Annotated in this window: 19 protein-coding genes and 1 tRNA gene; 13 read left to right on the forward strand and 7 right to left on the reverse strand. The window is 36.5% G+C overall.

What is annotated here, in order from left to right:
* Positions 1-32 precede the first annotated feature (32 nt).
* Complete coding sequence (locus tag ACXACQ_RS17725; RefSeq protein WP_474977311.1) at positions 33-446, reverse strand: hypothetical protein; 414 nt, start codon at positions 444-446, stop codon at positions 33-35.
* Positions 447-889: 443 nt separating this feature from the next.
* Here ACXACQ_RS17725 and ACXACQ_RS17730 point away from each other — a divergent pair, with 443 nt between their 5' ends.
* Positions 890-1,336, forward strand: coding sequence for a hypothetical protein (locus ACXACQ_RS17730; protein ID WP_474977312.1), 447 nt, complete (start codon positions 890-892; stop codon positions 1,334-1,336).
* Between the two features lie 246 nt (positions 1,337-1,582).
* The gene (locus ACXACQ_RS17735) at positions 1,583-2,047 is read left to right on the forward strand and encodes an RNA methyltransferase (RefSeq protein WP_474977313.1); all 465 of its coding nucleotides are present in this window, start codon (positions 1,583-1,585) and stop codon (positions 2,045-2,047) included.
* A gap of 145 nt (positions 2,048-2,192) precedes the next feature.
* On the opposite strand, the gene ACXACQ_RS17740 is transcribed toward ACXACQ_RS17735, so the two are convergent.
* The 3 genes from ACXACQ_RS17740 to ACXACQ_RS17750 form a co-directional block, all read right to left on the reverse strand.
* Positions 2,193-5,681: a pectate lyase family protein gene (locus tag ACXACQ_RS17740; RefSeq protein ID WP_474977314.1), complete on the reverse strand. Its 3,489-nt coding sequence runs from the start codon at positions 5,679-5,681 to the stop codon at positions 2,193-2,195.
* 178 nt (positions 5,682-5,859) lie between these two features.
* Positions 5,860-9,852 (reverse strand): hybrid sensor histidine kinase/response regulator, encoded by a 3,993-nt coding sequence (locus ACXACQ_RS17745; protein ID WP_474977315.1) that lies wholly within the window; start codon positions 9,850-9,852, stop codon positions 5,860-5,862.
* 150 nt (positions 9,853-10,002) lie between these two features.
* Positions 10,003-10,076 (reverse strand) — tRNA-Asp (locus tag ACXACQ_RS17750).
* Between the two features lie 640 nt (positions 10,077-10,716).
* On the opposite strand from ACXACQ_RS17750, the gene ACXACQ_RS17755 reads away from it, so the two are divergent.
* From ACXACQ_RS17755 to ACXACQ_RS17785, 7 genes are all read left to right on the forward strand, one after another.
* Positions 10,717-11,664 carry an acetyl-CoA carboxylase carboxyltransferase subunit alpha gene (locus ACXACQ_RS17755; RefSeq protein WP_474977316.1) on the forward strand — a complete coding sequence of 316 codons (948 nt, stop codon included), beginning with the start codon at positions 10,717-10,719 and terminating at the stop codon, positions 11,662-11,664.
* Between the two features lie 79 nt (positions 11,665-11,743).
* Complete coding sequence (locus ACXACQ_RS17760; RefSeq protein WP_474977317.1) at positions 11,744-12,586, forward strand: MBL fold metallo-hydrolase; 843 nt, start codon at positions 11,744-11,746, stop codon at positions 12,584-12,586.
* Positions 12,583-13,353, forward strand: a complete 771-nt coding sequence (locus ACXACQ_RS17765) for a patatin-like phospholipase family protein (RefSeq protein ID WP_474977318.1) — start codon at positions 12,583-12,585, stop codon at positions 13,351-13,353. Before ACXACQ_RS17760 ends, ACXACQ_RS17765 begins: the two co-directional genes overlap by 4 nt.
* Positions 13,350-15,326: a urocanate hydratase gene (locus tag ACXACQ_RS17770; protein WP_474977319.1), complete on the forward strand. Its 1,977-nt coding sequence runs from the start codon at positions 13,350-13,352 to the stop codon at positions 15,324-15,326. Before ACXACQ_RS17765 ends, ACXACQ_RS17770 begins: the two co-directional genes overlap by 4 nt.
* A gap of 56 nt (positions 15,327-15,382) precedes the next feature.
* Positions 15,383-15,916 (forward strand): outer membrane beta-barrel protein, encoded by a 534-nt coding sequence (locus tag ACXACQ_RS17775; protein ID WP_474977320.1) that lies wholly within the window; start codon positions 15,383-15,385, stop codon positions 15,914-15,916.
* Positions 15,917-16,003: 87 nt separating this feature from the next.
* Positions 16,004-16,471 carry a hypothetical protein gene (locus ACXACQ_RS17780; protein ID WP_474977321.1) on the forward strand — a complete coding sequence of 156 codons (468 nt, stop codon included), beginning with the start codon at positions 16,004-16,006 and terminating at the stop codon, positions 16,469-16,471.
* 109 nt (positions 16,472-16,580) lie between these two features.
* On the forward strand, positions 16,581-17,165 hold the full coding sequence (locus tag ACXACQ_RS17785; RefSeq protein ID WP_474977322.1) for a porin family protein: 585 nt from the start codon (positions 16,581-16,583) through the stop codon (positions 17,163-17,165).
* Between the two features lie 37 nt (positions 17,166-17,202).
* On the opposite strand, the gene tyrS is transcribed toward ACXACQ_RS17785, so the two are convergent.
* Positions 17,203-18,492 carry a tyrosine--tRNA ligase gene (gene tyrS, locus ACXACQ_RS17790; protein WP_474977323.1) on the reverse strand — a complete coding sequence of 430 codons (1,290 nt, stop codon included), beginning with the start codon at positions 18,490-18,492 and terminating at the stop codon, positions 17,203-17,205.
* A gap of 160 nt (positions 18,493-18,652) precedes the next feature.
* Here tyrS and ACXACQ_RS17795 point away from each other — a divergent pair, with 160 nt between their 5' ends.
* On the forward strand, positions 18,653-19,123 hold the full coding sequence (locus ACXACQ_RS17795; RefSeq protein ID WP_474977325.1) for a pyrophosphohydrolase domain-containing protein: 471 nt from the start codon (positions 18,653-18,655) through the stop codon (positions 19,121-19,123).
* On the opposite strand, the gene ACXACQ_RS17800 is transcribed toward ACXACQ_RS17795, so the two are convergent.
* On the reverse strand, positions 19,124-19,369 hold the full coding sequence (locus ACXACQ_RS17800) for a hypothetical protein (RefSeq protein WP_474977326.1): 246 nt from the start codon (positions 19,367-19,369) through the stop codon (positions 19,124-19,126).
* Positions 19,370-19,615, reverse strand: coding sequence for a hypothetical protein (locus ACXACQ_RS17805; protein WP_474977327.1), 246 nt, complete (start codon positions 19,613-19,615; stop codon positions 19,370-19,372). It lies immediately after the preceding gene.
* A gap of 325 nt (positions 19,616-19,940) precedes the next feature.
* Between ACXACQ_RS17805 and ACXACQ_RS17810 the strand changes: the two genes are divergently transcribed.
* The 3 genes from ACXACQ_RS17810 to ACXACQ_RS17820 all read left to right on the forward strand — a co-directional run bounded on the left by ACXACQ_RS17810 (position 19,941) and on the right by ACXACQ_RS17820 (position 25,393).
* Entirely contained in the window at positions 19,941-20,846 is a 906-nt protein-coding gene (locus ACXACQ_RS17810; RefSeq protein WP_474977328.1) for a hypothetical protein, read from the forward strand.
* Between the two features lie 111 nt (positions 20,847-20,957).
* Entirely contained in the window at positions 20,958-23,024 is a 2,067-nt protein-coding gene (locus ACXACQ_RS17815; RefSeq protein ID WP_474977329.1) for a carboxy terminal-processing peptidase, read from the forward strand.
* Positions 23,025-23,152: 128 nt separating this feature from the next.
* Positions 23,153-25,393: a S9 family peptidase gene (locus ACXACQ_RS17820; RefSeq protein WP_474977330.1), complete on the forward strand. Its 2,241-nt coding sequence runs from the start codon at positions 23,153-23,155 to the stop codon at positions 25,391-25,393.
* Positions 25,394-25,426: the final 33 nt, after the last annotated feature.

Here is a 25,426-nt window from a genome sequence, read left to right on the forward strand (position 1 = left end):
AAAAGGGGAGTAGGTTAGTTAACACCTCTCCTCTATATTTTATCTGTAGATACGAACTCTAACACTTTGCACTCCATATGATTGCATTTTTCGACAATGGCCGTGAAATATTGCAGACATTCTTGATTATCAACTGGAGCCTTTACTTTGATCATTCCAAAAACATCAAGTTCTTCTAACAAGAAGCTCTTTCTTAACTCCTTAAGCAACGCACTAGTATCTTCTTTTACCGAAGATAAATCATAAAATATAACATCAGGAATATAATCAAGATTCAGCTGCTCTACTTCAACTTTCCTTACAAATTCCTTAATACCTGAAGCAAGCGTGATCCTTGGCATGTAGCAAATTTCATCCAGATTACGGACAAAATTTTTCACCCATTCAGGATCATTCGATATCAATAGCACCTTCGTAAACAGCTGATCTTTAACAAGAGTTTTCATACTAATTAATAAGTTCCTAATAATTACTGTACTAATCAAAAAATATACGCCAAAACTGATGCCACTCTTACTTAAAACTTACACCTCTGTAACATTAAACTAAGGACCTTACATCTGTTATATTTTTTTTGTACTCAGCCAATACTTCAAAAAAGATTGACAAAAGAATATTATTATATTTGAAAGATAATTCGAAGATATAGTCAAGTAACATCAAGGAATATTTATTTAATGAAGCATTTTATTAGGAAAAAGTAGCGTATATTATTCCACACAATGGATTGCTATTCCATAATATAATTTTGATATTCATTAAAACTTGTCATAGCAACTCGCATATGTCATGCTTAAAGCAGAATTGTTTATCAGAGAGAAACTCGATAACCACATTTAATGACACCTTGTTAAAGCTTACTGACAACCATTATTAAAATCGATGATACATGAATAAATTACAACGGTATTTGTACAAAGAAGGCATTATAAAAATCAATGATAACAAACTCAATCAGTGGTCTAAAACACATGCCTTCGACAAACTTATACTAGCTGCTGAAATTAGCATTTATGATATAAGATTAAAATGCATCGAGTTGCTATCGCCACACATACATCAACAAGAAGTGAAAGCTCTATTTACTCGCATGATAACCGACAATGTAGAAGCTGTTTCTGAAGCCGCTATTAAAGCATTGGAACCAATCACTTCATCAGAATTACTAAACCGAATTACAGACATAAGAAATGCGAGAAAAGAATTGCTAAAAAAACAAAAAAAGCTAAAAAAGAGCTACGCAACATCATACAAAGACAACAGCCGCAGCAAACCAAGCGATAGGCTTATGGATAGACTAAGAAGCCAGCAAGAAATGAATAATATTCTCTACTAGACATAGAACAGAAATATTTTCAAACAAAATACATTAACTAATTGATTTAAAATAACGTAAATGCAAATCCTGAATTAGAAACAATCAAATCTCCTCCTCAAAAAAAGATAATTTCCACATCCCTTAATTATACTTAGAATTAACAGCTGCTCTTAATATTCAAACAAGAGGTCGATTTGTTTTTTGCTCATATTATCACAAAATGCTACTTTCGATCAGTAATTATATCTACAACACCAAAGCTGAATGAAACGAACCTGGGATCTTAAAGAAGAGCAATATTTTGGAATAGGCATTTACAGACCTAAGACTTCAGAAAATGTAGGCACATTATGGCGCACTGCTCATATCTATAAGGCCAGTTATATCTTTGTAATAGAGGCTAAGTATAATAAGCAGAGTTCTGATATTATGAAAGTTTGGTCTAAGATTCCATTATTTCAATATGAAACTATGGATTCATTCTTAGCTACGGTCCCGTATAGTTGCAAACTGGTAGGTATAGAAATGGATAAAGCTGCCACCCCAATTAAAAAGTATAAACACCCGGCCAGAGCGGTGTATTTACTTGGATCTGAAGATAATGGACTTCCTAATGCATTAAAAGACAAATGCCATGATTTGGTTTATCTGCCAGGAGACACCAGCCTTAATGTGGCGGTAGCCGGTAGTATCACAATCTTTGATAGAGTCAATAAAATGGAAATTTAGTTTCAATACAGCGTTTTGCAGCTGTACCACGTACCTCAAACACTGACTCCCAACCACCTCATCACAACCTATTATTTTTAATTAAAAAAAGGCCATAAGCGTATCAGAATACACTCATGGCCTTATTATTATTAGTTATTGATTATTATTTTACAATCAACTTAGTTTTCAGTATACCGTCTTTGGTTTTAACATTTAACATGTAAATACCTGACTTTATACCTTCTCTTTTCACTTGAATTTCGTGGTTTCCAGCATTTAATACTTCATTGTTAATATCTAATACTTGGTTACCCACCATATCAAATAACGATACCGCTACTTCGCTCTGCTGTGACAAGCTAAACTTCACCGTCAATTCATCACCCATAGGGTTAGGATAAGCATTTAATCCACTTAAAATAGTAGATGAAGGGCTTGCCATGCGAGAGGCTAGGGCAGAAGCTTGAATGTATAACACACCAACACCTGCATTTCCACCTACTATGTTAGGCACATCTGCCCCCGAGTTAAGAACACTACTATAGCTATATGGAATAGAAGGAGAACAATATGGCAGTTCATGAGTATCACTACTGTACTCAAAACTACTATTAACTAAAACATTGCCTACTGTTTCTCCATAACCATATTCATCACTATAAGCAGTAACATATGGGTTAAGTACATTATCGAAATAATTATTCTCTATTTTTAAACAAGCACCAATTCTAGAGTTGATAGCTGTTGAAAATATATCTTCGTAATAATTATTGAATAAATGTCCTTGTCCACCTCTCCACAATGGCAGCCTTGAGTGGCAGTTTCTAAAGTAATTGTGGTGGTAAGTGATATGTCTATTGTAATCATCACTTTCAGAACTTCCATTTAAAGACGTTTTCCAGCTATCGTGCAGGTAATTCCAACTATAAGTGATATAATCTGAATCTCTTTTAGAGTCCAATAAACCATCGTAATAGTCTTTATCTACTCCTGTGTATTCATTGTATAACTCACAATGATCTATCCATACGTGGTCAGCTGGTCCTTCAATGCTAATACAATCCTTATCACCACTAGTAACATGGTGTATTCTTAAGTTTTTAACTATTACATTGCTAGCACGGTAAATTTTAATACCAACATTATTAAATTCTGCTCCGCTACCAAGTCCAAGAATAGTAATATCACTTACATCTTTCACATTGATTTTTCCATCTGGGGCACTAGTAATAACGCCCTGCACATAAATTATACGAGGACCACCTTGGTCGATGGCATCTTGCAATTGCTGTCCTGTACTTACTATAACCTCAGGGCCTCCGGCTCCACCTGTGGTACCACCATTTTGTGTAGCCCAACCGTATAGACCAAAGTCATAATCACCACCATTGCCACCACCGTTATCTCCAGAAACAGTAGCACTTGCGCCATTTGAATTATAAACAACCAGGTTGAAGTCTGTAACTTTTATCCAATAATAGTAAGTAGTACCTGCCGCTGCAGTGTTATCAGAATAACTTCTAGTTGTACTGCTTACTGAAGCTATACGAACTCTTCCTGAAGGATCAGAATCGGTATCTCTATACACTTCTACCGCACGTACATCTATATCCTGAATACTCCAAGCTAAATTTACAGTGCTACCTGCTGCATTAGCAGAAAGTGATACTTCTCCATTTCCTGGTTCTGGATCTGGATCTGGGTCAGGATTTTGACCACCACCACTGCCATTATCAGCAGCACAGTTAGCATAGGCAATTCCATTTCCTGATACCTCTATCCAATCTACATCAGCAAATTCTCCATCTTGAGCAGTAGATATCTCTATCTCATTTACTCCTTGATTCAAATACTTGGTTACAGAAACTGTCACAAATGTACTCTTATCACTTGTTTTAGTGAAATTAACTGTACCTGAAGCACTGTTATTGATCAACAAATTAGCCAACGTAGAAGCTTGAGTTCCGCCATTTACGTATCTCCATTTTAAAGTATAATTACCAGAAGTACCTGCGTTAACTTTCCATATAATGCTTTTACCGCTAGAATTAGAAAGGTTAATAGCATTTCCATTATCCGCATTGCTGTATGACTTAAGACTTCCGTCATAACTACATAATCCTGTAGAAGGACTAGCAGAATCCTCTATTCTTACAGTGCCGGCAGAAGGGTCTCCTCCTCCGCCTCCGCCATTGTCACTAGCAAAATTGGCAGTAAGAGAAAGGTTACTATTCATTACAACACTGATAGAAGTTGATGAAGAAGAAGATGCTCCTGACCAACCAGAGAAAGTAAAACCTGAAGCAGCACTAGCACTAACAGATACAGTTTCGCCAGGTTGGTAAGCACTTTTATTAGGACTAACACTAACGCTACCTCCATTAGAAGGAGATGCATTAACACTTAGGCTATAAGTAGGGCTAGGTGAAGAGCCTCCTGATTCTACAGCTCCAAGATCTGGAGCACTACCATTATAACTAATGCCTGATGTAGAAACACCTCCATCTATTAAGTCACTATTAGATGATAAGTTTAAAAAACCTCCACTCAAAGGACTGGCATTGCTAGAAACATTTAAACTTTGAAAGTCTGATGATGAAACTGAAAATCCCCAATTGTCATCATTATCGAATGCATTAGGATAAGAAGAATTACCAATTAAACGATCGTTAGACCCTGTTTGGTAAGATACATTATTTTTAAATACTGAACTTCCGCCATCAAAATTGAAATTTCTTTCTTCATTATTATAGCCAGTACAGTTAGTTACTTCGATTGAACCTAAGTTTCTATTATAAGTAAAACCGTGTTTGCCATTATTAAAAGCAACACATCTGCGTAAAACATGGTTAACAGAAATGTCTTCACCACCTAGTTTAAAACCATTTTTATCTCCATTACCTGAAGTACTACCAGAGGTTAAAACACCATTGCTGTGAGCCACACAGTTTTCTAATGTGATAGCTCCAATAGGGCCCGTTTCTGTTTTAGTATACAAGTCCCAACCATCATCGATATTATGATGTGAAACACAATTTCTAAAAACATTACCAACGCCAACAGTTAGCTTAGCAGCAAAGCCATCAGCATCTTCATTATCAGAATCTCTATTATCATATGCCTCACAGTTAAGTATTAAATTATATGCAGGCCAAGATCCAATACTATTATCTGATGTATTGTATCTACTAAGCTGCAAACCTGTGTCGTGATTTTTTCTGAATATAGAACTCTCTATTGTATTATGATTTCCAGACAATAGCATTCCATTATCTCCAGCCTCTTCAACAATTAAGCCTTTAACGTACCAATAATCTGCATCCAGCACAAATCCTCTATTAGAACTACTTTCTGACTGTGAACTGAAATTGATAACAGGTACTTCGCTATTATAAGCGATAAGCTTAGTATTAGAGCTAGAAGAGCCGTTAGCCCTGTTAATAATCAAAGTGGAGCTTTGCGAATAAGTTCCTCCTCGTACATAGATTGTACCTCCTGAATTAATATTAGCAATAGCATTGGCTAATGTAGTAGGAGAGGATATACTTCCTGAATTGCTCGAGCTTCCATTTGGGGCAACATATAAAACTGATTGGGAAAATCCTGTGAAACAGGACATCCACAATAATAAAATTAGTGAAACGTATTTCATTTTTATTGATTTAGGTAAACTATTAATTAGGCCATACCTATAGACAGTAGGGTTTAGGTTAAGTTTTTTTACTTCATAATAGTGCGTATTAATTACACACTAAACTTAAGCCCATATTGCCCTACAGGCGTTTATCCAGCGTACCAATTTTTTTATTGTATGTTGCACACTTATTTTATCATGCATTTTTCGCCCTATGGCTATATTGAGAAGGGGATTTTCCGAAATTTTTCTTGAAAGATGAGCTAAAAGAACTGACACTTGCAAACCCACACATATCTGCAATTTCAGATACGCTATACTGCTGTGTTTTTAAAAGTGTTGCTGCATGCTTCAGTCTGATGTTATATATAAAGCTTAGCGGTGTTTTTCCAGATAATCCTTTGAGCTTTCTAAAGAGTTGGGTTCTACTGAGACCAAGTTCTTTACTTAGCTCCACCACGGTAAACTCACTATTATCAAGATGAGCTTCAACAACCTTGATACATTGGCTAATAAATGCCTGATCTAATTCCGCATAGTTTTGCCCATCTACATAATCAAACGCTCCGTTACCTAAATATTGCTGTAGCCTATCTCTATTTTTGAATAAGTTTACAATCAAAGCTTGCAAATGATCAGGATCGAAGGGTTTTTCAACATATAAATCGGCTCCATGATGAATGCCATGCATTTCATTTTCCATTCCCACCTTGGCTGTTAACAGCAGCACGGGTATATGACTATAATTAATATTAGTCTTTAATTGCTCACAAAACTGATAACCATCCAATTCAGGCATCATTACATCACTAATCACCAAATCAACATCACTTTCATCTATAATTTCAAAAGCCTCGCTTGCTGTTCCTGCCTTAAGGACCTTATAATCCCTTTGCAATAAGCTCATTAGAAAATATTGAATACCTTGATCATCATCTACCACCAAAATTGTTCGTATACGACTAGGCTCAGCATCAGATACTACACCGCTATGCTCATGGTAATCGTCTCCCTCTTGAGTACTAAGCTCTGTCTCTGCCGCCATTTCATTAATAGGCAGCTTCACCAAAAATTCACTGCCTACACCTTCCTGACTACTCACCTCTATGAGCCCATGATGCATTTTAACAAGACTATAAACCAAATTCAACCCAATTCCAGCTCCATCAGCAGAGGCATGATCAGCCCTGTAAAATCGCTCAAAAATATTATTAAGTACTTTCTTTGACATGCCCTTGCCATTATCTTTCACTGATAAGCAAAAGGCAGGAGTAGCCTGAAGCAAATCACTATGATATATATCTTCGCATAAGCTCAAGCCCAGAGAAACTAAACCTCCTTTAGCTGTATATTTTATGGCATTTAGGATTAGGTTATTCAAAATTTTCTCAAAAGCAGCAACGTCAATCCAGGCCGTTAAATCTGGAATTTTAGCTTCAAAAATCAATTCAATATCATGATCACGAGCCAACGGAGCAAAATCATCCAAGCACTGATTCATTAAAGCATTAATATTTTGCTCGGCAAACATGGGTTTATTTTGATCACTCTGCATCTTTCGAAACAGGAGTAGCTCATCAATCAGCTTTTGTAGCTTGTTGGTGTTTATACTAATTAAACGCAGCCACTGAGATCTTACACCTTTATAGGCATTATCCTTCATCAGTTCATTTAAAGGGCCTTTTATCAAGGTTAAAGGAGTCCTTAACTCATGAGATATATTCGTAAAGAACTCAATTTTAAATTGCGTCATTCTTTCGGCATGCTGCTTTTCTAGCCTCAGCAAAGCCAACTCCTTCCTTTTATCAAAACGATACCTTACCACCCTGGAGCTTACACCCACCACAATAATTATAAAAATACCATAGCATATGTACATCTGCCATGTAGCGTACCACGGAGGGCTTACCACAAATGAAAAAACATCAACAGGCTCATTATCCACTCCTTTCACCGCCTTCACCTCAAAACGATATTTCCCTTCTGGCAAGCTTGTAAATGAGACAAAGTTCCTCGTACCCACATCTCGCCATTGATCACTAAAACCAATTAAACGATAGGCATAGTTAATTTGTCCGTGCCCCGCAAAATCAAAGGCAGAGAATTCAAAAGAAATAAAGGTTTGATTTTCGAAGCGGAATACTTTATTATGATGTTTAACAAATGGCAAATATTCATCCTGCACCTTCACATTGGTAATAACTGCACGATATGTATTGTTAGGAACACAAATAGTGCTTGGATCAAACTTATTAGCTCCATTACTTCCTCCAAAATAAAGGTTGCCCTCACTATCCCTACATACGGAGCCACTTGTAAACACATCACTTTGTAAACCAAATGATTTATTGTAGTTGGTAATGACTCCTTTGGGCCATTCCATTCTACTTATACCATTATTGGTTGCCATCCAGATAGCATTATTATTATCTGATATTACTGAAAATACTGCATCAGAAGGCAGACCATCAGCTTTTGTAATATACTGAAAGCAACCAGAGTGTACATCAAAAAGATTTAAACCATTAAGCTTTGTTCCCACCCAAATTCGATCACATCGATCTTGATGAATTGACCTCACCATATTACTGCTAATGGCACATTCATTATCGTGGTCAGCTGTAAACCATGTAGCCTTATTATTCTGGTCATCAATAAGTAAAAGCCCCGAGTTTTCTGTTCCTATAAGTAAATTGCCGTTGCTCAGCTGATACGATGCCGTAATGATTTCATTTACCACTCTTCCATCAAAAAGCGTTACTTGAGAAAATTGCTTACTTGACCTATCAAAATTGAACAGACCTTCTCTGGTTCCAATCCAAGCTTTACCACAACGATCAACCAATATATTCTTGATAGGGTGGAAGGGGTAATTATCAAACAAGCGGCTTTCATCATTAAATAAAGACACTCCTTCATTGGTTCCTACCCAGATATCATTATCATCGCCACCTTTACCTAATGACATTATTCTATTGCTATTTATGGTAGAGCTTTCATTTTGAAAATGATTTACCACATCGTTCTGCTGCTGATACAAGCCCTGAAATTTGGTTCCTATCCAAAGCTTTCCATCATTACCCTCTAACATAGAGGTAACAGCCGCACCTTTTACAGATCTTCCGCCTTTTACGTGTGTGGTAAGCAACTCAAATGTATCAGACTTTCGATCATACAAATGCAGCCCTTTATGTTTGGTAGCTACCCATATCGCCCCATTTTCATCTTCATAAATATCTCTTATTTCATTACTTAAAAGGCCATCAGTACTCTGCCCATCATCATTAATATGCTCCCAAGTACTCAAATGAGCATTGTATACCAAAACGCCATGCGATATTGTACCCACCCAGATATTATGATCTCTTGAATTTAACAAGCACTGGATACCTGCATGCTCAAGGTTAAACACATTGTTTAGGCAATTTTCAAACTTCCCATTTTCCTCATCTAACCGGTATAGACCTTCTTGGGTACCCACCAAAACATTGCCTTTAAGATCAAAAGTCACGGCATTAACAACCCCGTTATATACATTAGGTCGACCTTTCAAATCCCAATGCGTAGTATCAGTTACACTCAACCGGTATAAACCGGCAGTACTTCCTATATAAATATTGCCAACGCTATCTTCATTAACACATAAAACCTCCTCTGAGATAGCATTAGATGATAATTTAACTGTTTTAAAATTATCATTTACCACATCATAAATCTGCACCCCACCGCGAGTCCCTACCCAAAGGTTATCGTGAGAATCAACAAATAAAATATTTACTTGGTCTGATTTGAGGCTATTACCATCTACAACATCATGGTGAAAAGATTTAAAAACGCTCTGACCGAATTGATTATGAGGATCAGGCAACATATTAAGCCCATTATCAGTGGCCAGCCACAAGTTACCATCTGCATCCTCTATAATATCCTGAATGAAATCACTAGTAATAGAACAATCATCTCCTGCATTATGACTGTAAACCGTAACGCTTTCAGCATCAAATTTACAAAGACCGATACTTTCAACACCTTGCCACAAATAACCACTACGGTCTTTTATCACACACCGTACGGTTTCACCTGGCAAACCAGCTTCGTTGCTGAAATGAATCAACCTTATAGATTGTGCTATTACTTTATTAAAGCATAGAAATAGACTTACTATTGATAGGGCAGTTTTAAAGTACAAGAACTAATTAGGTTTAGGTTTAAAATCAAATTTTAAGCTTGGGTACAGCTTATAAGAATTTAAACAAAATAACTGAATTTGAAAAAAAGGAGGGCTACAGATGAGTAATTTTTAGGCAAAAAAAAAGCCGTTAATTTCTTAACGGCTTTGCGGTCTGGACGGGACTCGAACCCGCGACCTCCTGCGTGACAGGCAGGCATTCTAACCAACTGAACTACCAGACCATTATATTTATTAAAGTTATTTTTTAACTTTCTTTATCCCTTTCGTTTAAGGTGATGCAAATGTATATCACCACTTTTAATTATACAAGAGTTGTGCAGAAAAAAAATTAAAAAAAGTTCAATTACTCACATACAAAAATAGATAAGCAGCTTAAAAACAACACCTTAGCCACTTATCTATTTTTCTAAATTAAATATTAATGAGATAATCGTGCTTCTCTTATTGAGAAAATAGCAGACACCAAAGCGTACATTCCTAACCATAAGTATAAATAAGTAACTGAGTAAAGGTTAAAATGCCAAATAGCTACAAACAACACAACGCCAGCCACCAGAAAGAGTGACAAGAGCGTAAAGAGTAATGGTTTTAAAATTTTCATAACATTAAAAATTTTAGATTAATTAATATTAGAATTTACAAAAACCAGTTCAAAAGACAATGCGCATTTAGTGATTTAATTATATTGAATATTGATTTATGTACAACATATAATTATTTTACCAATATTTATCTTATGATCGTAAACAATAATCATAACATGAATTATTCACTTTTTTTCGACATTAAGCAAAAACACATTACATATTCTTGTATTTGAGTGTTTCCGTCATATTTTTGTGCTTTTAACAACAAAAAGATATGCTATTGGATTTCGAAAAGCCCATTGCAGAATTAGAGACTAAACTGGAAGACATGAAAAAAATCGCACAAGAGAGCGATGTAGATGTTAGCGAAGCAGTAAAGTCTTTAGAGACTAAGATTAAAAATCTTAAAAAGGAAACTTTTGGCAACCTCACTAGGTGGCAAAAAGTTCAATTGTCTCGCCACCCAGACAGGCCATACACCTTAGACTATATATATGAAATTGCTGATGATTTTATCGAACTTCACGGTGACAGAACTGTAAAAGACGATAAAGCCATTGTAGGTGGTTTTGGAACCATCGATAAGCAAACATATATGTTTATCGGTCAGCAAAAAGGAAGAAACACTAAACAAAGGCAATTAAGAAACTTCGGAATGGCCAACCCAGAAGGCTACCGAAAGGCACTTCGTTTAATGAAAATGGCGGAGAAATTTAACAAGCCTATTGTTACTTTCATAGATACTCCGGGAGCATTTCCAGGTCTTGAAGCTGAAGAAAGAGGGCAGGGTGAAGCTATTGCACGTAACCTAAAAGAAATGTTCATGCTTAAAGTACCTGTTATATGTATTGTAATAGGAGAGGGAGCATCTGGTGGCGCGTTAGGTATAGCTATAGGAGATAAAGTATTCATGCTCGAAAACACATGGTACTCTGTAATCTCTCCTGAAAACTGCTCTACCATACTATGGAGAAGCTGGGATTATAAAGAAACTGCTGCCGAAGCCATGAGAGTTACGGCTGAAGACATGTTAGAGTTAAAACTTATAGATGGTATTATTAAAGAACCTCTTGGTGGTGCTCACATTGACATGAAAGCAATCTCTAAAGAAATAAAGAAAACTATCCTTAATTCTGTTAAGGAATTAGGCGCTCTTGACACTGACGTGAGAATAGAACAGAGAATAGACAAGTTCTGTAAAATGGGATCAGTTAAGGAGTAGAGATAAAAAATTCTAAGTAAATTTAAACCACAGGATATTCATTCTGTGGTTTTTTTTTACCCTAAATTGATAAACCTTTATGAATTTACATGTTATAGATACTGGGCATTTTAAATTAGATGGTGGCGCTATGTTTGGTGTAGTACCAAAAACAATATGGCAAAAGACCAACCCCGCAGATGAGAATAATTTATGCAGCTGGGCTATGAGATGTTTATTAATTGAAGATGGGACACAGCTCACCCTCATCGATAATGGAATAGGCAACAAGCAAAGCGATAAGTTTTTTAGCTATTATTATCTACATGGTAACGGTTCATTGAAAGGCTCTTTAAATAATAAAGGCTTTTCCACTTCAGATATAACAGACATGTTTCTTACTCATCTGCACTTCGATCATTGTGGCGGTGGGGTAGAATATAATAACAGCGGTCAATCCCAACTCGTGTTTGATCAAGCGAACTACTGGACAAATAAAGAGCATTGGCAATGGGCCACTAAACCAAACGCTAGAGAAAAAGCAAGCTTCCTTAAAGAGAATCTCATGCCTATGGAAGAAAGCGGTCAACTTAAATTTGTAGATTATAATAAAGAATCTCCATTTTCACAATTTGACATAATTACTGTTGACGGGCATACAGATAAGCAAATGCTACCAAAAATTAAGTATAAAGAGCATACTATAGTTTTTGCAGCTGACTTGCTACCATCTACAGGTCATATACCGCTGCCATATGTTATGGGATATGACACTAGGCCACTATTGACCTTGGCAGAAAAAGAAGCATTTCTTAATGAGGCAGCAGACAACAACTACATCATATTCCTCGAGCACGACCCTATAAATGAGTGCTGCACAGTAAAACATACTGAAAAAGGCGTTAGACTGGATCGAACATTTCCTCTTTCCGAAATACTATGAAAACCACAGGCTTAGTTTTATCTGGTGGAGCAGTTAGAGGCATAGCCCACTTAGGTGTATTAAAAGCACTGGAAGAAAATAACATTACCATCAACGCTATTAGTGGCACCAGCGCTGGAGCCATAGTAGGTGCCTTTTATGCTGATGGCTATGCCCCTGAACGTATTTTAGAAATCATAAAAGAAACAAAGGTCTTTCGGTTACTACGGCCAGCCATGAGCTGGAAAGGAATATTAAAAATGGATGAGATCCAATTGCTACTTAGCACCTACCTCAGTACTAAAGAAATAGAATCGCTAAAAATTCCTTTAACCATATCAGCGACCAACGTTAAAAAAGGCATCACAGAGTATTTCAGCGAAGGCAACTTAATTACAGCCACATGTGCATCATCTTGCATACCCGTTATTTTCAACCCGATACAGCACAATGACTCATTTTATATTGATGGTGGCATATTAAATAACTTGCCTACAGAACCATTAATTGGAAAATATGATATACTCATAGGAGTGCATTGCAACCCCATCGATACTGAATTTGATGGAAGAAATGCCAAACTGATGATGGAAAGAGCATTACTATTAGCCATCACATGCAATGTGTACAACAGAAAAAACCAATGTGATTATTTTATAGAACCCCTGGGCTTAGAGAAATTTAAGGCTATGGACCTTTCTAACATCGATGCAATCTATGAAGTAGGGTACACTCAGGCATTACAACAAATTGAAAGTTTTAAAATCATTGAAAATAGTTATTCATGACATTTGAAGAACAAATATTAGAAGGAATACCATCCTCTATACCCGCGCCAAAAACATTTGATCCATCCATCAACCATGCTCCTAAGAGAAAAGAAATTTTATCTGAGGAAGAAACAATATTAGCATTAAAAAATGCCTTAAGGTATTTCCCTTCAGAGCAACACGCCCAGCTGCTACCAGAATTTAAAGAAGAATTAAAAACATATGGTCGCATTTATATGTATCGATATCGCCCTGATTATGATATGTATGCCAGACCAATAGAGCAATACCCCGCAAAATGTCAACAAGCAGCGGCTATAATGCTAATGATCCAGAACAACCTTGATCCCAAAGTAGCCCAGCATCCGCACGAGCTAATCACATATGGAGGTAATGGTGCTGTTTTTCAAAATTGGGCTCAATACAGACTTACTATGCAATATTTAGCCACCATGACCGAAGAGCAAACTTTGCATATGTATTCTGGGCACCCTATGGGGCTATTCCCTTCATCTAAGGAAGCACCAAGAGTAGTGGTAACCAATGGCATGATGATCCCTAATTATAGCAAACAAGATGACTGGGAAAAATACAATGCCCTTGGTGTTACCCAATATGGACAGATGACAGCAGGTTCTTATATGTACATTGGCCCACAAGGAATTGTGCATGGCACTACCATAACAATCCTCAATGCAGGTAGAAAAATTTCTAACGATGGGCTACTAGGGAAAGTATTTGTTTCATCAGGCCTAGGAGGCATGAGTGGAGCTCAGCCAAAAGCAGGAAATATAGCAGGATGCATTTCCGTAATAGCTGAAGTAAATGAAAAAGCTATTAATACAAGACATTCACAAGGGTGGGTAGATGAAAAAACCTCTAGTATACAAGAATTAGTAGATAGAGTTAGAAAAGCGAAAGAGAATAAAGAGGTGGTATCCATTGCCTACCACGGTAACATAGTAGAAGTATGGGAGGCATTTGAAAAGGAAGACATATATATCGATATGGGTTCTGACCAAACTTCACTGCACAACCCTTGGGCGGGAGGCTACTATCCTGCGGGCATCTCTTTTGAAGAATCCAATCAGCTTATGGCAAATCAGCCAGAAGCGTTTAAAGAGAAAGTACAAGAGTCTCTACGCAGGCATGTAGCCGCTATAAATAAGCACACTGCAAAAGGAACTTACTTCTTTGATTACGGCAATGCTTTTCTTCTAGAATCTTCCAGAGCTGGTGCTGATATTATGAAAAATGAGCTAGAGTTCAAATATCCATCGTACGTACAAGACATAATGGGTCCTATGTGTTTCGACTTTGGCTTTGGACCATTCAGATGGGTGTGTACCAGTGGTAAAAATGAAGACCTAAACTTTACCGATGAACTTGCAGCATCTGTTTTGGAGCAAATGAAAAAAGAAAGCCCCAAAGAAATACAACAGCAGATGGCTGACAATATTCAATGGATTAAAGCAGCATCGGCAAACAAATTAGTAGTAGGGTCGCAAGCAAGAATATTATACGCAGATGCAGAAGGAAGAATTAAAATAGCCAAAGCTTTCAATCAAGCAATAAAAGAAGGAAAGATAGGACCCGTAGTTCTAGGCAGAGATCATCATGATGTATCTGGCACAGACAGCCCTTACAGAGAAACGAGTAACATTTATGATGGATCTCGCTTCACCGCTGATATGGCAATTCAAAACGTGATTGGAGATAGCTTTAGAGGTGCTACCTGGGTTTCTATACACAATGGAGGCGGAGTAGGTTGGGGTGAAGTAATTAATGGTGGCTTTGGAATGCTACTGGACGGAAGCCCCGAGACCGATGTAAAATTAGACAACATGCTATTCTATGACGTAAACAACGGAATTGCTAGGAGAAGTTGGGCAAGAAATGAAGGTGCTATTTTTGCCATTAAACGAGCCATGAATAACAACGATAGGCTGAAAGTCACCTTACCCAATGAAGTAAATATTAAATTAGACTAATTTTATGTTTTTATTTATTTATACAATATTTTTGAAGTATTAAATAAAACTTAAAAATGAAAAAAATTCTACTTTTTGCATTATTATGCACAGCTATCAGTTTTACTTCTGAAGCCCAAATTGAACAAGGAACCATTTACGTAGGAGCGAATTCTAATCTCAATTTCACATCAACCGAAGTTGAAGGATCAGATGACACCAATGACACTTTTTCAGCTGGTGTTACGGGAGGATATTTTCTTGCGGAAAATTTTATGGCAGGACTTGGGTTAGGTTATACACTCTACAAGAATGAATATATTGACCATACAACTACTATATCCATTTTAGCCAGATATTATATTCACGGTGCTTTTTTCTTAGGAGCAGCGTATGACCACATGAGTGTGAAAAACAATACAGATTTTCTTCGTCCTGATGCGGTTGACAGCTATAGCGATTCTGCCCTTACATTCCAAGCAGGATATGCAGCATTCTTAAACGACAATATTTCTATTGAGCCTTCTATTAACTATGGGGTTGGGTTAGGAGACTACGAAGTAAGCCAGCTCAGCATTAATGTAGGCTTTGGCATTTACCTCAACAGATAAGTCCGGATTACATAATTTTTACAAAAAACCCATTTACCTGAATGGGTTTTTTTATATTTACTGCAACTAAAACAAACTTAAGTAACTATGAAAAAACTTTTATTATTAACTGTATTTGTATTAGGAGCAATTTCATTCTCTCAAGCACAAACTAGAGTAGGTGGTGGATTTTCTTATGGTACAGATATTGAAGATTTTGGCCTTAACTTAAATGGAGAATTTTTTGTGGGAAATAATGTTTCAATAACTCCTGGATTCACTTATTTCTTTACTCCTGAAGCTTATAATTTTTGGGATCTTAATGCTGATGCACATTTCTATTTTGCAAAAGCAAGCTCAGCTGAAGTTTACGGTTTAGCCGGTTTCAACTTAGCTACATTTAGCTGGGATGATGATAGACTAAACGATGACTCCAATACAGAAGTAGGCTTAAATTTAGGGGTTGGATCTAATTTTGACCTAGGTGGCCCTGTAATGCCTTTTGTACAAATGAAATTAGTATTAGGAGGTTATGACCAAGGTGTATTAACATTTGGTATTAGAGTAAAAATCTAAGCAACACTCTACATATAGATATTTAAAAGCCAGTTTTTCTGGCTTTTTTTATAATAAAATAATCATATTCTCTGTTTATTTGTTACAGAATAAACCAAAATACAAACAAATGAAAAAATTATCTTTACTAATCATAATTGCAATTGCTTTTAGTACGGTTAGTTCATATGCTCAAGAAATACGCTTAGGAATTAAAGGTGGCCCGAATTTCTCTAATGTAAATTCAGATTTAGATACTGATTCTAGAACCGGCTACCATTTTGGAGCTTTTGGAACTATAAAATTGAGCAAATTAGCCATACAACCAGAATTAATATTCTCAAATCAAGGCTCTATACTGAATGAAGATGGAGAAGATCTAAAAGTAAATTATTCTTACCTTAATATTCCTGTTATATTCAAACTTTATCTATTAGCAGGTTTAAACTTACAGGTTGGCCCTCAATTTGGCTTTTTGTCTGGAGCTGAAAGAGAACAGCTAACTGGAGGAGATGAAGATATTAAAGATGAGTTAAAAAATTCTGATATTTCTTTAGGCTTAGGAGCCGGCTGGGATTTACCATTTGGATTAACCCTTGATGCACGTTATAACTTAGGACTATCTGACGTAAACGATGCACAAGCTAGTGGCGAAATAAAAAACCAAGTGTTCCAAGTTTCTGTGGGATACAGACTATTCGAATTTGGAAATTAAAATAAATGAAAAGGCTACCCTAGGGTAGCCTTTTCATTTATTCAACTATTATCAAATAGTAATTTTTCTTTCCTTTCTGCGCTAGCAAATATTTGTTTTGCAAAAGATCAAAATTCGCTTCTTGCGAGGCATCGGTAAGCTTAGTTTTATTTACACTAACTCCACCTCCCTTAATCATTCTCCTTGCTTCACCTTTAGATGGAAATATAGCTCCACCAGTAACATCTGAAAGCAAATCAGTAACATCCGCAGCTTCTTTTAACTGTGCACTTTTTATTGACACTTGTGGCACACCATCAAACACCGCTAATAATGTTTTCTCGTCTAAAGATCCCAAATCTTCTGTAGTAGATTTACCAAATAAAATCTGAGAAGCTTTAACCGCCATCTCATAATCTTCTTCAGAATGCACCCTAATGGTTATGTCTTTAGCCACAGCCTGCTGCAACTTCCTCTTATCAGGAGCTTCGGCATGCTCTTTTTCAATGGCTTCAATTTCCTCTTTTGACAACAAAGTAAATATGCGAATATAATTAGCTGAGTCTTCATCAGAAGCATTCATCCAATACTGGTAGAACTCGTAAGGCGAAGTTTTCTCCCTATCTAACCAAACGCTACCACCAGCTGTCTTCCCAAACTTAGTACCATCTGCCTTCTTTATTAGCGGAGTAGTAATTGCATATGCAGTAGCTTCTGACTCAGACTTTCTCCTTATCAGTTCAGTTCCTGTCACAATATTACCCCACTGATCAGACCCGCCTAATTGAATTTTACAATTTTTATTCTTATTCAACCAATAAAAATCATATCCCTGCACTAATTGATAAGTAAACTCAGTAAACGACATTCCATTTTCCAATCGGTTTTTCACTGAATCTTTCGCCATCATGTAATTTACAGTAATGTGTTTACCCACATCTCTGATAAAATCCAGAAAGCTAAAATCCTTAAACCAATCATAATTATTGAGCATTTCAGCAGAGTTAGCATCACCGCTAAAGTCCAAGAATTTCTCTAATTGCTTTTTTACACACTCTAAATTGTGCTGAAGCACCTCTGTAGAAAGTAAATTTCGCTCTGCAGACTTTCCTGATGGATCTCCCACCATACCCGTGGCTCCACCTACTACAGCTAAAGGCTTATGCCCCGCATTCTGAAAGTGTACCAAAGTCATTATTTGAACTAAATGTCCTATATGCAAAGAGTCAGCCGTTGGATCAAATCCAATATACCCGACCGTCATTTCTTTCTTCAGCTGGTCTTCTGCGCCTGGCATGATGTCATGAATCATACCTCTCCATTGTAGTTCGGCTACAAAATCAGTCATATTAGTAAGGATATTTTTTTATTAAAGAGTGCAAATATATTAAAAAGCCCAGTATCATTCAGGAAACAGCACCAAATATGATACTCAAATAATGTCGCATATATTTTCAAGCTCCTGTATTAATGGTTAAAATTGCCTAAATTTTAACATGTATAAACTTATGAAGCAGCCAGATGCACTTAATCAAGTAGCAGAATTCCATAAAACATTTCAACACCCTATAGTAGAGGCTCCTGCTATACCCGATGAAAAAAGATGTAAACTGAGAGTTTCTTTACTTGAAGAAGAAGTAAAAGAATTGGCCGAAGCAGTTAAAAATAATGATATAGTAGAGGTGGCTGATGCATTGTGCGACATTCAATATGTCCTTTCTGGCGCTATCTTAGAGTTTGGACTGGCCGACAAATTCAAATCACTGTTTGAAGAAGTGCAGCGCTCCAATATGAGTAAAGCATGTGAGACTGAAGAAGAAGCTAAGCAGACTGTAGCTCACTACACTGAAAAAAAAGGCATGCCTTGTCACTATAAATTAGTAGACGGGAAATATTTAGTTTTTAGAGATGAAGACAACAAGACCCTGAAGTCCATCAATTACTCTCCAGCAGATTTAGAGCCCATAATTAAAGGCTAGTTATACATAAAACTCCAGCTGAAAAACAGGAGACTCATTTTGTGGGATTGGTCGTACTGCCAAAATATCAGCAGTATTAAATACTTCGACAAACTCAGTACGACTAATCCTCTCTTTACTCACCCCAGGCTCAATTCTATGATATTGCATCCTTCCTGATGCATTAGCAGTAGCACTATAGACAAATCGGTACTGCAAAGGAATAGGAGAGGGCACAAACCGCATCGATACTCCTTTCAAATCCATTTAATAACTGTTTTTAAATACCATCAATTCTATTTCTTCCTTTTTCGAATTATACTGCTTCAACCAAAGAGTAGCTTCATAAGGCACATAATTAAACTCTTCTTGCAGTTTATTTATCTTGTGAGTCAATTCATCGATATAAAAATCAAGCTGAATCAAATCCCTACAATCTTGTGGCTTTTCAAAGTTTTTCTTCAAAAAGGCTAGCAACTGTTGATCTAATCTTCTCTTGGCGTATTCTGTCATACTATGTGTATTATTGCACAATAACAATTTTAATTAAACACCTCAAATATAGATAATTAGCTATTATTAACAACAAATATACATTATTTTTAGTGCATTTTTACACAAAATAAAATCAAAGATTAAATAAAAACCCCTTAAAACGTCTCAATTAAAGCCCATCACAGCCGCCTGCAGCAGCACTAAAACACATACCCAGCACCTACTCGTGCAATTTTACACACCTCATTGATTAGCATTTAATTGATTTTCCAAACTAAAAGTCTTTCCTTAAGACTTATTCATTATATTAGTATTTGCACTATATCTCTAAATGACCACAATAATGGAAGGCAACTTTATGAGCACCGACTTTATCGAAGTTTGGCATTATATTATGATAGGTGGGGTCATTATTTTCATTGTCATTGCTTTTTCGGTATATGCTCGCTACCACACCAAATTATCCTTAATAAACGGATACAAAGAAAAATATGACTACATCCGTACCAATGAAATTAAAGTTTATCAAACATCAAGTATATGCTTGGCGGTAGTACTTGCCATGCTCATCAATACTTATGGCAAAAGTTCAGAATCTTTCGATGGCATCTGGTTTTCAGTTCGCTTTGTCATTTCTATAGCGGGAGGCATATTACTAGGTTACATTGTGGCTTTAATATTGAAATATTACTATCCCACCAAACTCAATCAAAAACTATATAGATGGCGTTATATGCCAAGGGTTAACCCATCAACAGGTCGTTTAATGCGTTTATTAAGCGAAGACGAAGAAGATGTGCACCTAGACGAAGGAATGCAAATGGAAGAAAACGTATTTTCAGTAGACTACGATGTTTGGATTGATGATTCGAACGGAGAGGTAAAAATTGAAAAGTACCCAGGACATTTGCAAGCTATGAAATGTAAAAACTGCGGTTTTTATACCATGAAAATTGTAAAAGAAGAAATTATAGCTACACCCACAGAAGCAAAAGATGGAAAACTTATAAAACATTTCGAATGTCAGTATTGTGGTTTAATAAAGACCTCACCTTACAACATTGTAAAGAATGATAGCAACCATATCTCTCACAAAGACCCGATGAGTAAAATCATTAAGATTGAAATATTGGAGTCTTACGGAAATAAAAACAAATACATCTTTAAGAGCATCGATCAGGCTAAGAACTTTTTAGATAATTTAGATGTAGAGAAAAGAATGACCAAAGTGCCAGAAAAGCAAAATTAAAACCTATCATATCATGATTTTGCTTTTTGTCATTAAAAAATGAAACATATGGCACTCTTTTCGTTATATAGTTTAGGAATAAATATTACATTAGAGTAATACAAATAGCGCATGAGAAAAATCACATTAATAATAGCTCCAGTATTAGTCTTACTAAGTTTCATCACATATAGTTCATCAACTGTACTTAATTTAGGCACCACGCCCTATGACAGTACTGAGCTTATACCCAAGCCATACTATGGCGATGAAGCGAAGTTAATTACACAAATACTGGACACATATCATTACAAAAAAATTAAGTTTAATGATTCTATTTCATCAGTAGTCCTTGATGATTACATTGAAACACTAGACAACAACCATTCTTATTTCTTAGAATCTGACATTAAAAGTTTTGAAAAATATAGGAATGAGTTAGACGACCTAACTAGAGCTGGCGATGTAAGCCCGGCATATCAAATTTATAGCGTATTTAAAAAACGATTTGACAACAGAATGGCCTATGTAATGGATACCCTGTTGACTTACGATTTTGATTACACCAAAGATGAATACTATAACACCGATAGATCAAAAGAAGGGTGGCCTAAAAATCAAAAGGAACTGAATGACCTCTGGAGAAAAATAGTAAAAAGCCAGACGCTTTCTATGAAGCTTAATGATAAAGACAAAGAAACCATTAAGGAGAATATATCTAAACGTTATGAAAGATTTGATAAAGCCATTCAGCAATATCATACTGAAGACGTGTTTGAATTATACATGAATTCACTGGCCGAAGCATTTGACCCACACACCAACTACTTTTCACCTCGTACCTCAGACAGGTTTAAACAAAACATGAGCCTTTCTTTAGAAGGTATAGGAGCACGACTACAGACTGACACCGATTACACAAAAGTAGTTCAAATAATACCTGGTGGACCTGCAGACAAAAGTGACCTGATTCATGAAAATGACAAAATAATAGGTGTAGCACAAGGTGAAGATGGGGAAATGGAGAATGTAACGGGCTGGAGAATAGACGATGTAGTAGAACTAATAAAAGGGCCAAAAGGAACTACAGTAAGGCTAGAGATACTACCAGCAGAAACAGGAATAAATGGTGCTTCTAAAGAAATTTCTCTCGTAAGAGAAAAGATTAAGCTTGAAGACATGAAAGCGAAATCAGAGATTTTAAGCTTAAACCAAAATGGCAAAAACTACAAAGTAGGAGTGGTAACTTTACCTAGTTTTTATATGGACTTTGAAGCCTATCAAAAAGGCGACCCTAATTACACTAGTACCACTCGTGATGTAAAAAAACTAGTGAGCGAACTAAAAGACCAAGGTGTTGACGGCATCATGATGGATCTAAGAAACAATGGAGGCGGCTCACTTGCTGAGGCCATTGATTTAACAGGCTTATTCATAAAAGATGGGCCAGTAGTACAAGTTAGAACCTCTACTGACAAAATTGAAGTTGGTGAAGATGAAGACCCTGAAGTCATTTATGATGGCCCTCTAGCTGTTATGATTAACAGATTTAGCGCCTCCGCATCAGAAATATTTGCGGGTGCCATCCAAGATTATCATCGCGGGGTAGTTATTGGAGAGCAAACTTTCGGAAAAGGCACTGTACAAAGTGTAATTGATTTAGGCCGCTATATGAATGTGCCTGACGGAGAAAAAGTAGGCCAGTTGAAATTGACACTACAAAAATTCTACAGAGTGACAGGTAGCAGCACTCAGCACTTAGGAGTTAGCCCTGACGTAAATCTACCTTCGGCCTTCGATGCTAAAGAATTTGGAGAGAGTGCTAGCAAAAGCGCACTACCTTGGGATCAAATAAAAGGTGCTTCTTTTGAGTTAACTAACAAGGTGCCTAATAATGCGGTGTCTAAACTAAATCATGATTACCAAAAAAGGCTTAAATCAGATGAAGAATTACAAGCCCTGGTAGAAGACACTAAGGAACTGAAAGAGAACTTGGCAAAAACCAAAATCTCATTAAATATTGAGAAAAGAAAACAAGAAGTAGAAGAGTCTGAAAAGAAAAAGGCCAGTAGAGTTTCTATGAATGGTGTAAAAATCAAAAAAGAAGGAGCTAAAGACGAAGAAGATTCTAAATTTGATGACCCTTACCTGAAGGAGGGAGTTATCATATTAGCAGATTTTATTTCTGATATTGGTTAAATAACTTATCGATAGATCTTTAAAGAGGTCCTATCTCACAACTAGTTGACAGTGTGAAGGTAGGACCTCTTTCTTTTTCATATTACTATAAAAAAATTAACTTAGCTATATCAAACAAAACATGCTGTATGAAAAGAAAAATATATTTATTTATTCTATTCTTCTCAATAATGCAAGGTGCCACTTTTGCTCAAGGGCAAGAGTATAAAGACATCAAAGAGGCGTTATTTGTAGGAGGAAAATTATCAGGTGGCTCAGGTCCTCAAAGTGTAAACTGGATAAACAAAGGAGATAAATTCTCTTTTATTGAAAACACGGACAATGGCACCGAAATAAGGGCATATGACCCCAGAAGTGGCAAAGATGAACTGATATTTAATGCAAAAGGCGTTAACTTCCCTGATCAAGACGAAGCATTTGAATACCGATCATTTCAATGGTCGAAAGACTCTAAATATATATTATTCCAAACCAATTTCAGACAAGTTTGGAGAAGATCAGGAATCTCTGATTTTTACTTCTACAGCGTACAAGACAAATCCCTTAAACTTGTAGCTAAAGATGCGCAAACAGCAGAAATAAGCCCTGATGGGAGCAAAGTAGGATATGAAAGAGGTGGAAATTTATTTATTTTTGACTTCTCTACCCAAAAAGAAACACAGCTAACATCTGACGCTGAAGACCACTTTTATAATGGTAGATTTGGGTGGGCCTACGAAGAAGAATTTGGCTTAGCCCAAGCATGGATATGGTCGCCAGATAGTAAATACATTGCATTCTGGCAATCAGACGAAAGAGAGGTTCCAACATTTCAGATGACAGACTATGCAGGTCAGCATACCAAATACGTAGATGTGCCTTATCCGGCAGTAGGAGACCCCAATCCTACGGTAAGAATTGGTGTTTTAGATATAGCCAAAAAATCTAACCAATGGATGGATGTTGCACTGGAAGGAGGTTATATTCCTAGACTTTACTGGACAGCTCAGGCTGGTAAATTAGCCATAGTGCACATGAACAGAAAGCAAAATCACCTGAAGTTATTCTTCAATGATGTAACTACCGGAAAGGGCAAACTGATCATGGAAGAGAAGTCTGAAAAATGGATAGACGTTTTCGATTTCTTTGCCGGCATCATGCACTTATTCTTTTTCCCAGAAGACAAAGAAGAGTTTTTATGGATTTCTGACAGAGACGGATGGAGCCACATTTACAGATATGACTATAACGGAAAAGTAATTAACCAAGTAACCCAAGGGAAGTGGGAAGTTACAAGGGTAGAGGCGGTAGATTCTAAAAGTAGCACTATCTATTATACCGGCACTGAAGTTTCTCCGCTAGAAAGACAGCTTTATGCTATCAATTTTAATGGGAAAAACAAAAAGAAATTAACTAGGGCAGAAGGTACACACCACTTAAATGTGGCTCCGAATGGCAAATATTACATTGATACTTATAGTAACGTATCTACCCCTAAACAAGTAGAACTCTGGACTACAAAAGGAAAATTACTTAAAACTTTTGAAGCTAACGCTTCGGTAAAGGTTTTTACCAACACTCACTTTTACTCTAAAAAAGAGCTATTCTCATTTACCACACCAGATGGACAAAAGCTAGATGGGTACATCATTAAACCAATGGATTTTAATGAAAACAAAAAATACCCTTTACTTTTAAACATCTATGGTGGGCCTGGAGCACAATCCGTTTATAACGATTTTGCCACCAATGGCTGGGAGCAATACTTGGCACAGCAGGGATACATCATTGCTAGTGTAAACAATCGTGGTTCTGGTGGATATGGAAGCAAATTCGAAAAAGTAGTTTATAGAAATTTAGGAGAAACGGAAAGCAATGATTTTGTAGCTACAGTAAAATATTTGGCTAAAAAACCATGGGTAGACGGAAATAAAATGGCCATTAGAGGACACAGCTACGGAGGCTACATGTCTAGCTACACTATGCTAAACCACCCTGGGGTATTTAAAGTATCTTTGGTTGGAGCCCCTGTCACTGATTGGAGGCTGTATGACAGCATTTACACCGAAAGGTACATGGATTTGCTAGCTGACAATGAAGATGGATATATTAAGACTGCTTCAAGCGCAGCTGCCGCTAACCTAAAAGGAAAAATGTTTATTGCACATAGTACAATGGATGAAAATGTGCACTTTCAAAATACAATGCAATTAGTAAATGCACTAATTGATAACGGAAAAGATGCTGACCTTAGAATTTACCCTCCAGGAGCACATGGTGTAGCTTATAGCTCTACAAGCTACCTTCTGTTATATGCTCAATATGTAGATTATCTTAACAAGCATTTAAAAGGCAACTTTGAATCCAACGAAGTAGGTTCAATTAATTAATAAAAAATAAGGCAGTGAAATCACTGCCTTATT

Source organism: Fulvivirga sp. AWR4_260, assembly GCF_056158185.1.

Bases quoted from the DNA above. Each gene is read 5' to 3' on its own strand.
- ACXACQ_RS17820 (WP_474977330.1), top strand. From the start codon at position 23,153: ATGAAAAGAAAAATATATTTATTTATTCTATTCTTCTCAATAATGCAA.
- ACXACQ_RS17810 (WP_474977328.1), top strand. From the start codon at position 19,941: ATGGAAGGCAACTTTATGAGCACCGACTTTATCGAAGTTTGGCATTAT.
- ACXACQ_RS17780 (WP_474977321.1), top strand. From the start codon at position 16,004: ATGAAAAAACTTTTATTATTAACTGTATTTGTATTAGGAGCAATTTCA.
- ACXACQ_RS17765 (WP_474977318.1), top strand. From the start codon at position 12,583: ATGAAAACCACAGGCTTAGTTTTATCTGGTGGAGCAGTTAGAGGCATA.
- ACXACQ_RS17730 (WP_474977312.1), top strand. From the start codon at position 890: ATGAATAAATTACAACGGTATTTGTACAAAGAAGGCATTATAAAAATC.
- ACXACQ_RS17770 (WP_474977319.1), top strand. From the start codon at position 13,350: ATGACATTTGAAGAACAAATATTAGAAGGAATACCATCCTCTATACCC.
- ACXACQ_RS17755 (WP_474977316.1), top strand. From the start codon at position 10,717: ATGCTATTGGATTTCGAAAAGCCCATTGCAGAATTAGAGACTAAACTG.
- ACXACQ_RS17735 (WP_474977313.1), top strand. From the start codon at position 1,583: ATGAAACGAACCTGGGATCTTAAAGAAGAGCAATATTTTGGAATAGGC.
- ACXACQ_RS17815 (WP_474977329.1), top strand. From the start codon at position 20,958: ATGAGAAAAATCACATTAATAATAGCTCCAGTATTAGTCTTACTAAGT.
- ACXACQ_RS17800 (WP_474977326.1), bottom strand. From the start codon at position 19,369: ATGGATTTGAAAGGAGTATCGATGCGGTTTGTGCCCTCTCCTATTCCT.
- ACXACQ_RS17795 (WP_474977325.1), top strand. From the start codon at position 18,653: ATGAAGCAGCCAGATGCACTTAATCAAGTAGCAGAATTCCATAAAACA.
- ACXACQ_RS17775 (WP_474977320.1), top strand. From the start codon at position 15,383: ATGAAAAAAATTCTACTTTTTGCATTATTATGCACAGCTATCAGTTTT.
- ACXACQ_RS17785 (WP_474977322.1), top strand. From the start codon at position 16,581: ATGAAAAAATTATCTTTACTAATCATAATTGCAATTGCTTTTAGTACG.
- ACXACQ_RS17805 (WP_474977327.1), bottom strand. From the start codon at position 19,615: ATGACAGAATACGCCAAGAGAAGATTAGATCAACAGTTGCTAGCCTTT.
- tyrS (WP_474977323.1), bottom strand. From the start codon at position 18,492: ATGACTGATTTTGTAGCCGAACTACAATGGAGAGGTATGATTCATGAC.
- ACXACQ_RS17725 (WP_474977311.1), bottom strand. From the start codon at position 446: ATGAAAACTCTTGTTAAAGATCAGCTGTTTACGAAGGTGCTATTGATA.
- ACXACQ_RS17740 (WP_474977314.1), bottom strand. From the start codon at position 5,681: ATGAAATACGTTTCACTAATTTTATTATTGTGGATGTCCTGTTTCACA.
- ACXACQ_RS17760 (WP_474977317.1), top strand. From the start codon at position 11,744: ATGAATTTACATGTTATAGATACTGGGCATTTTAAATTAGATGGTGGC.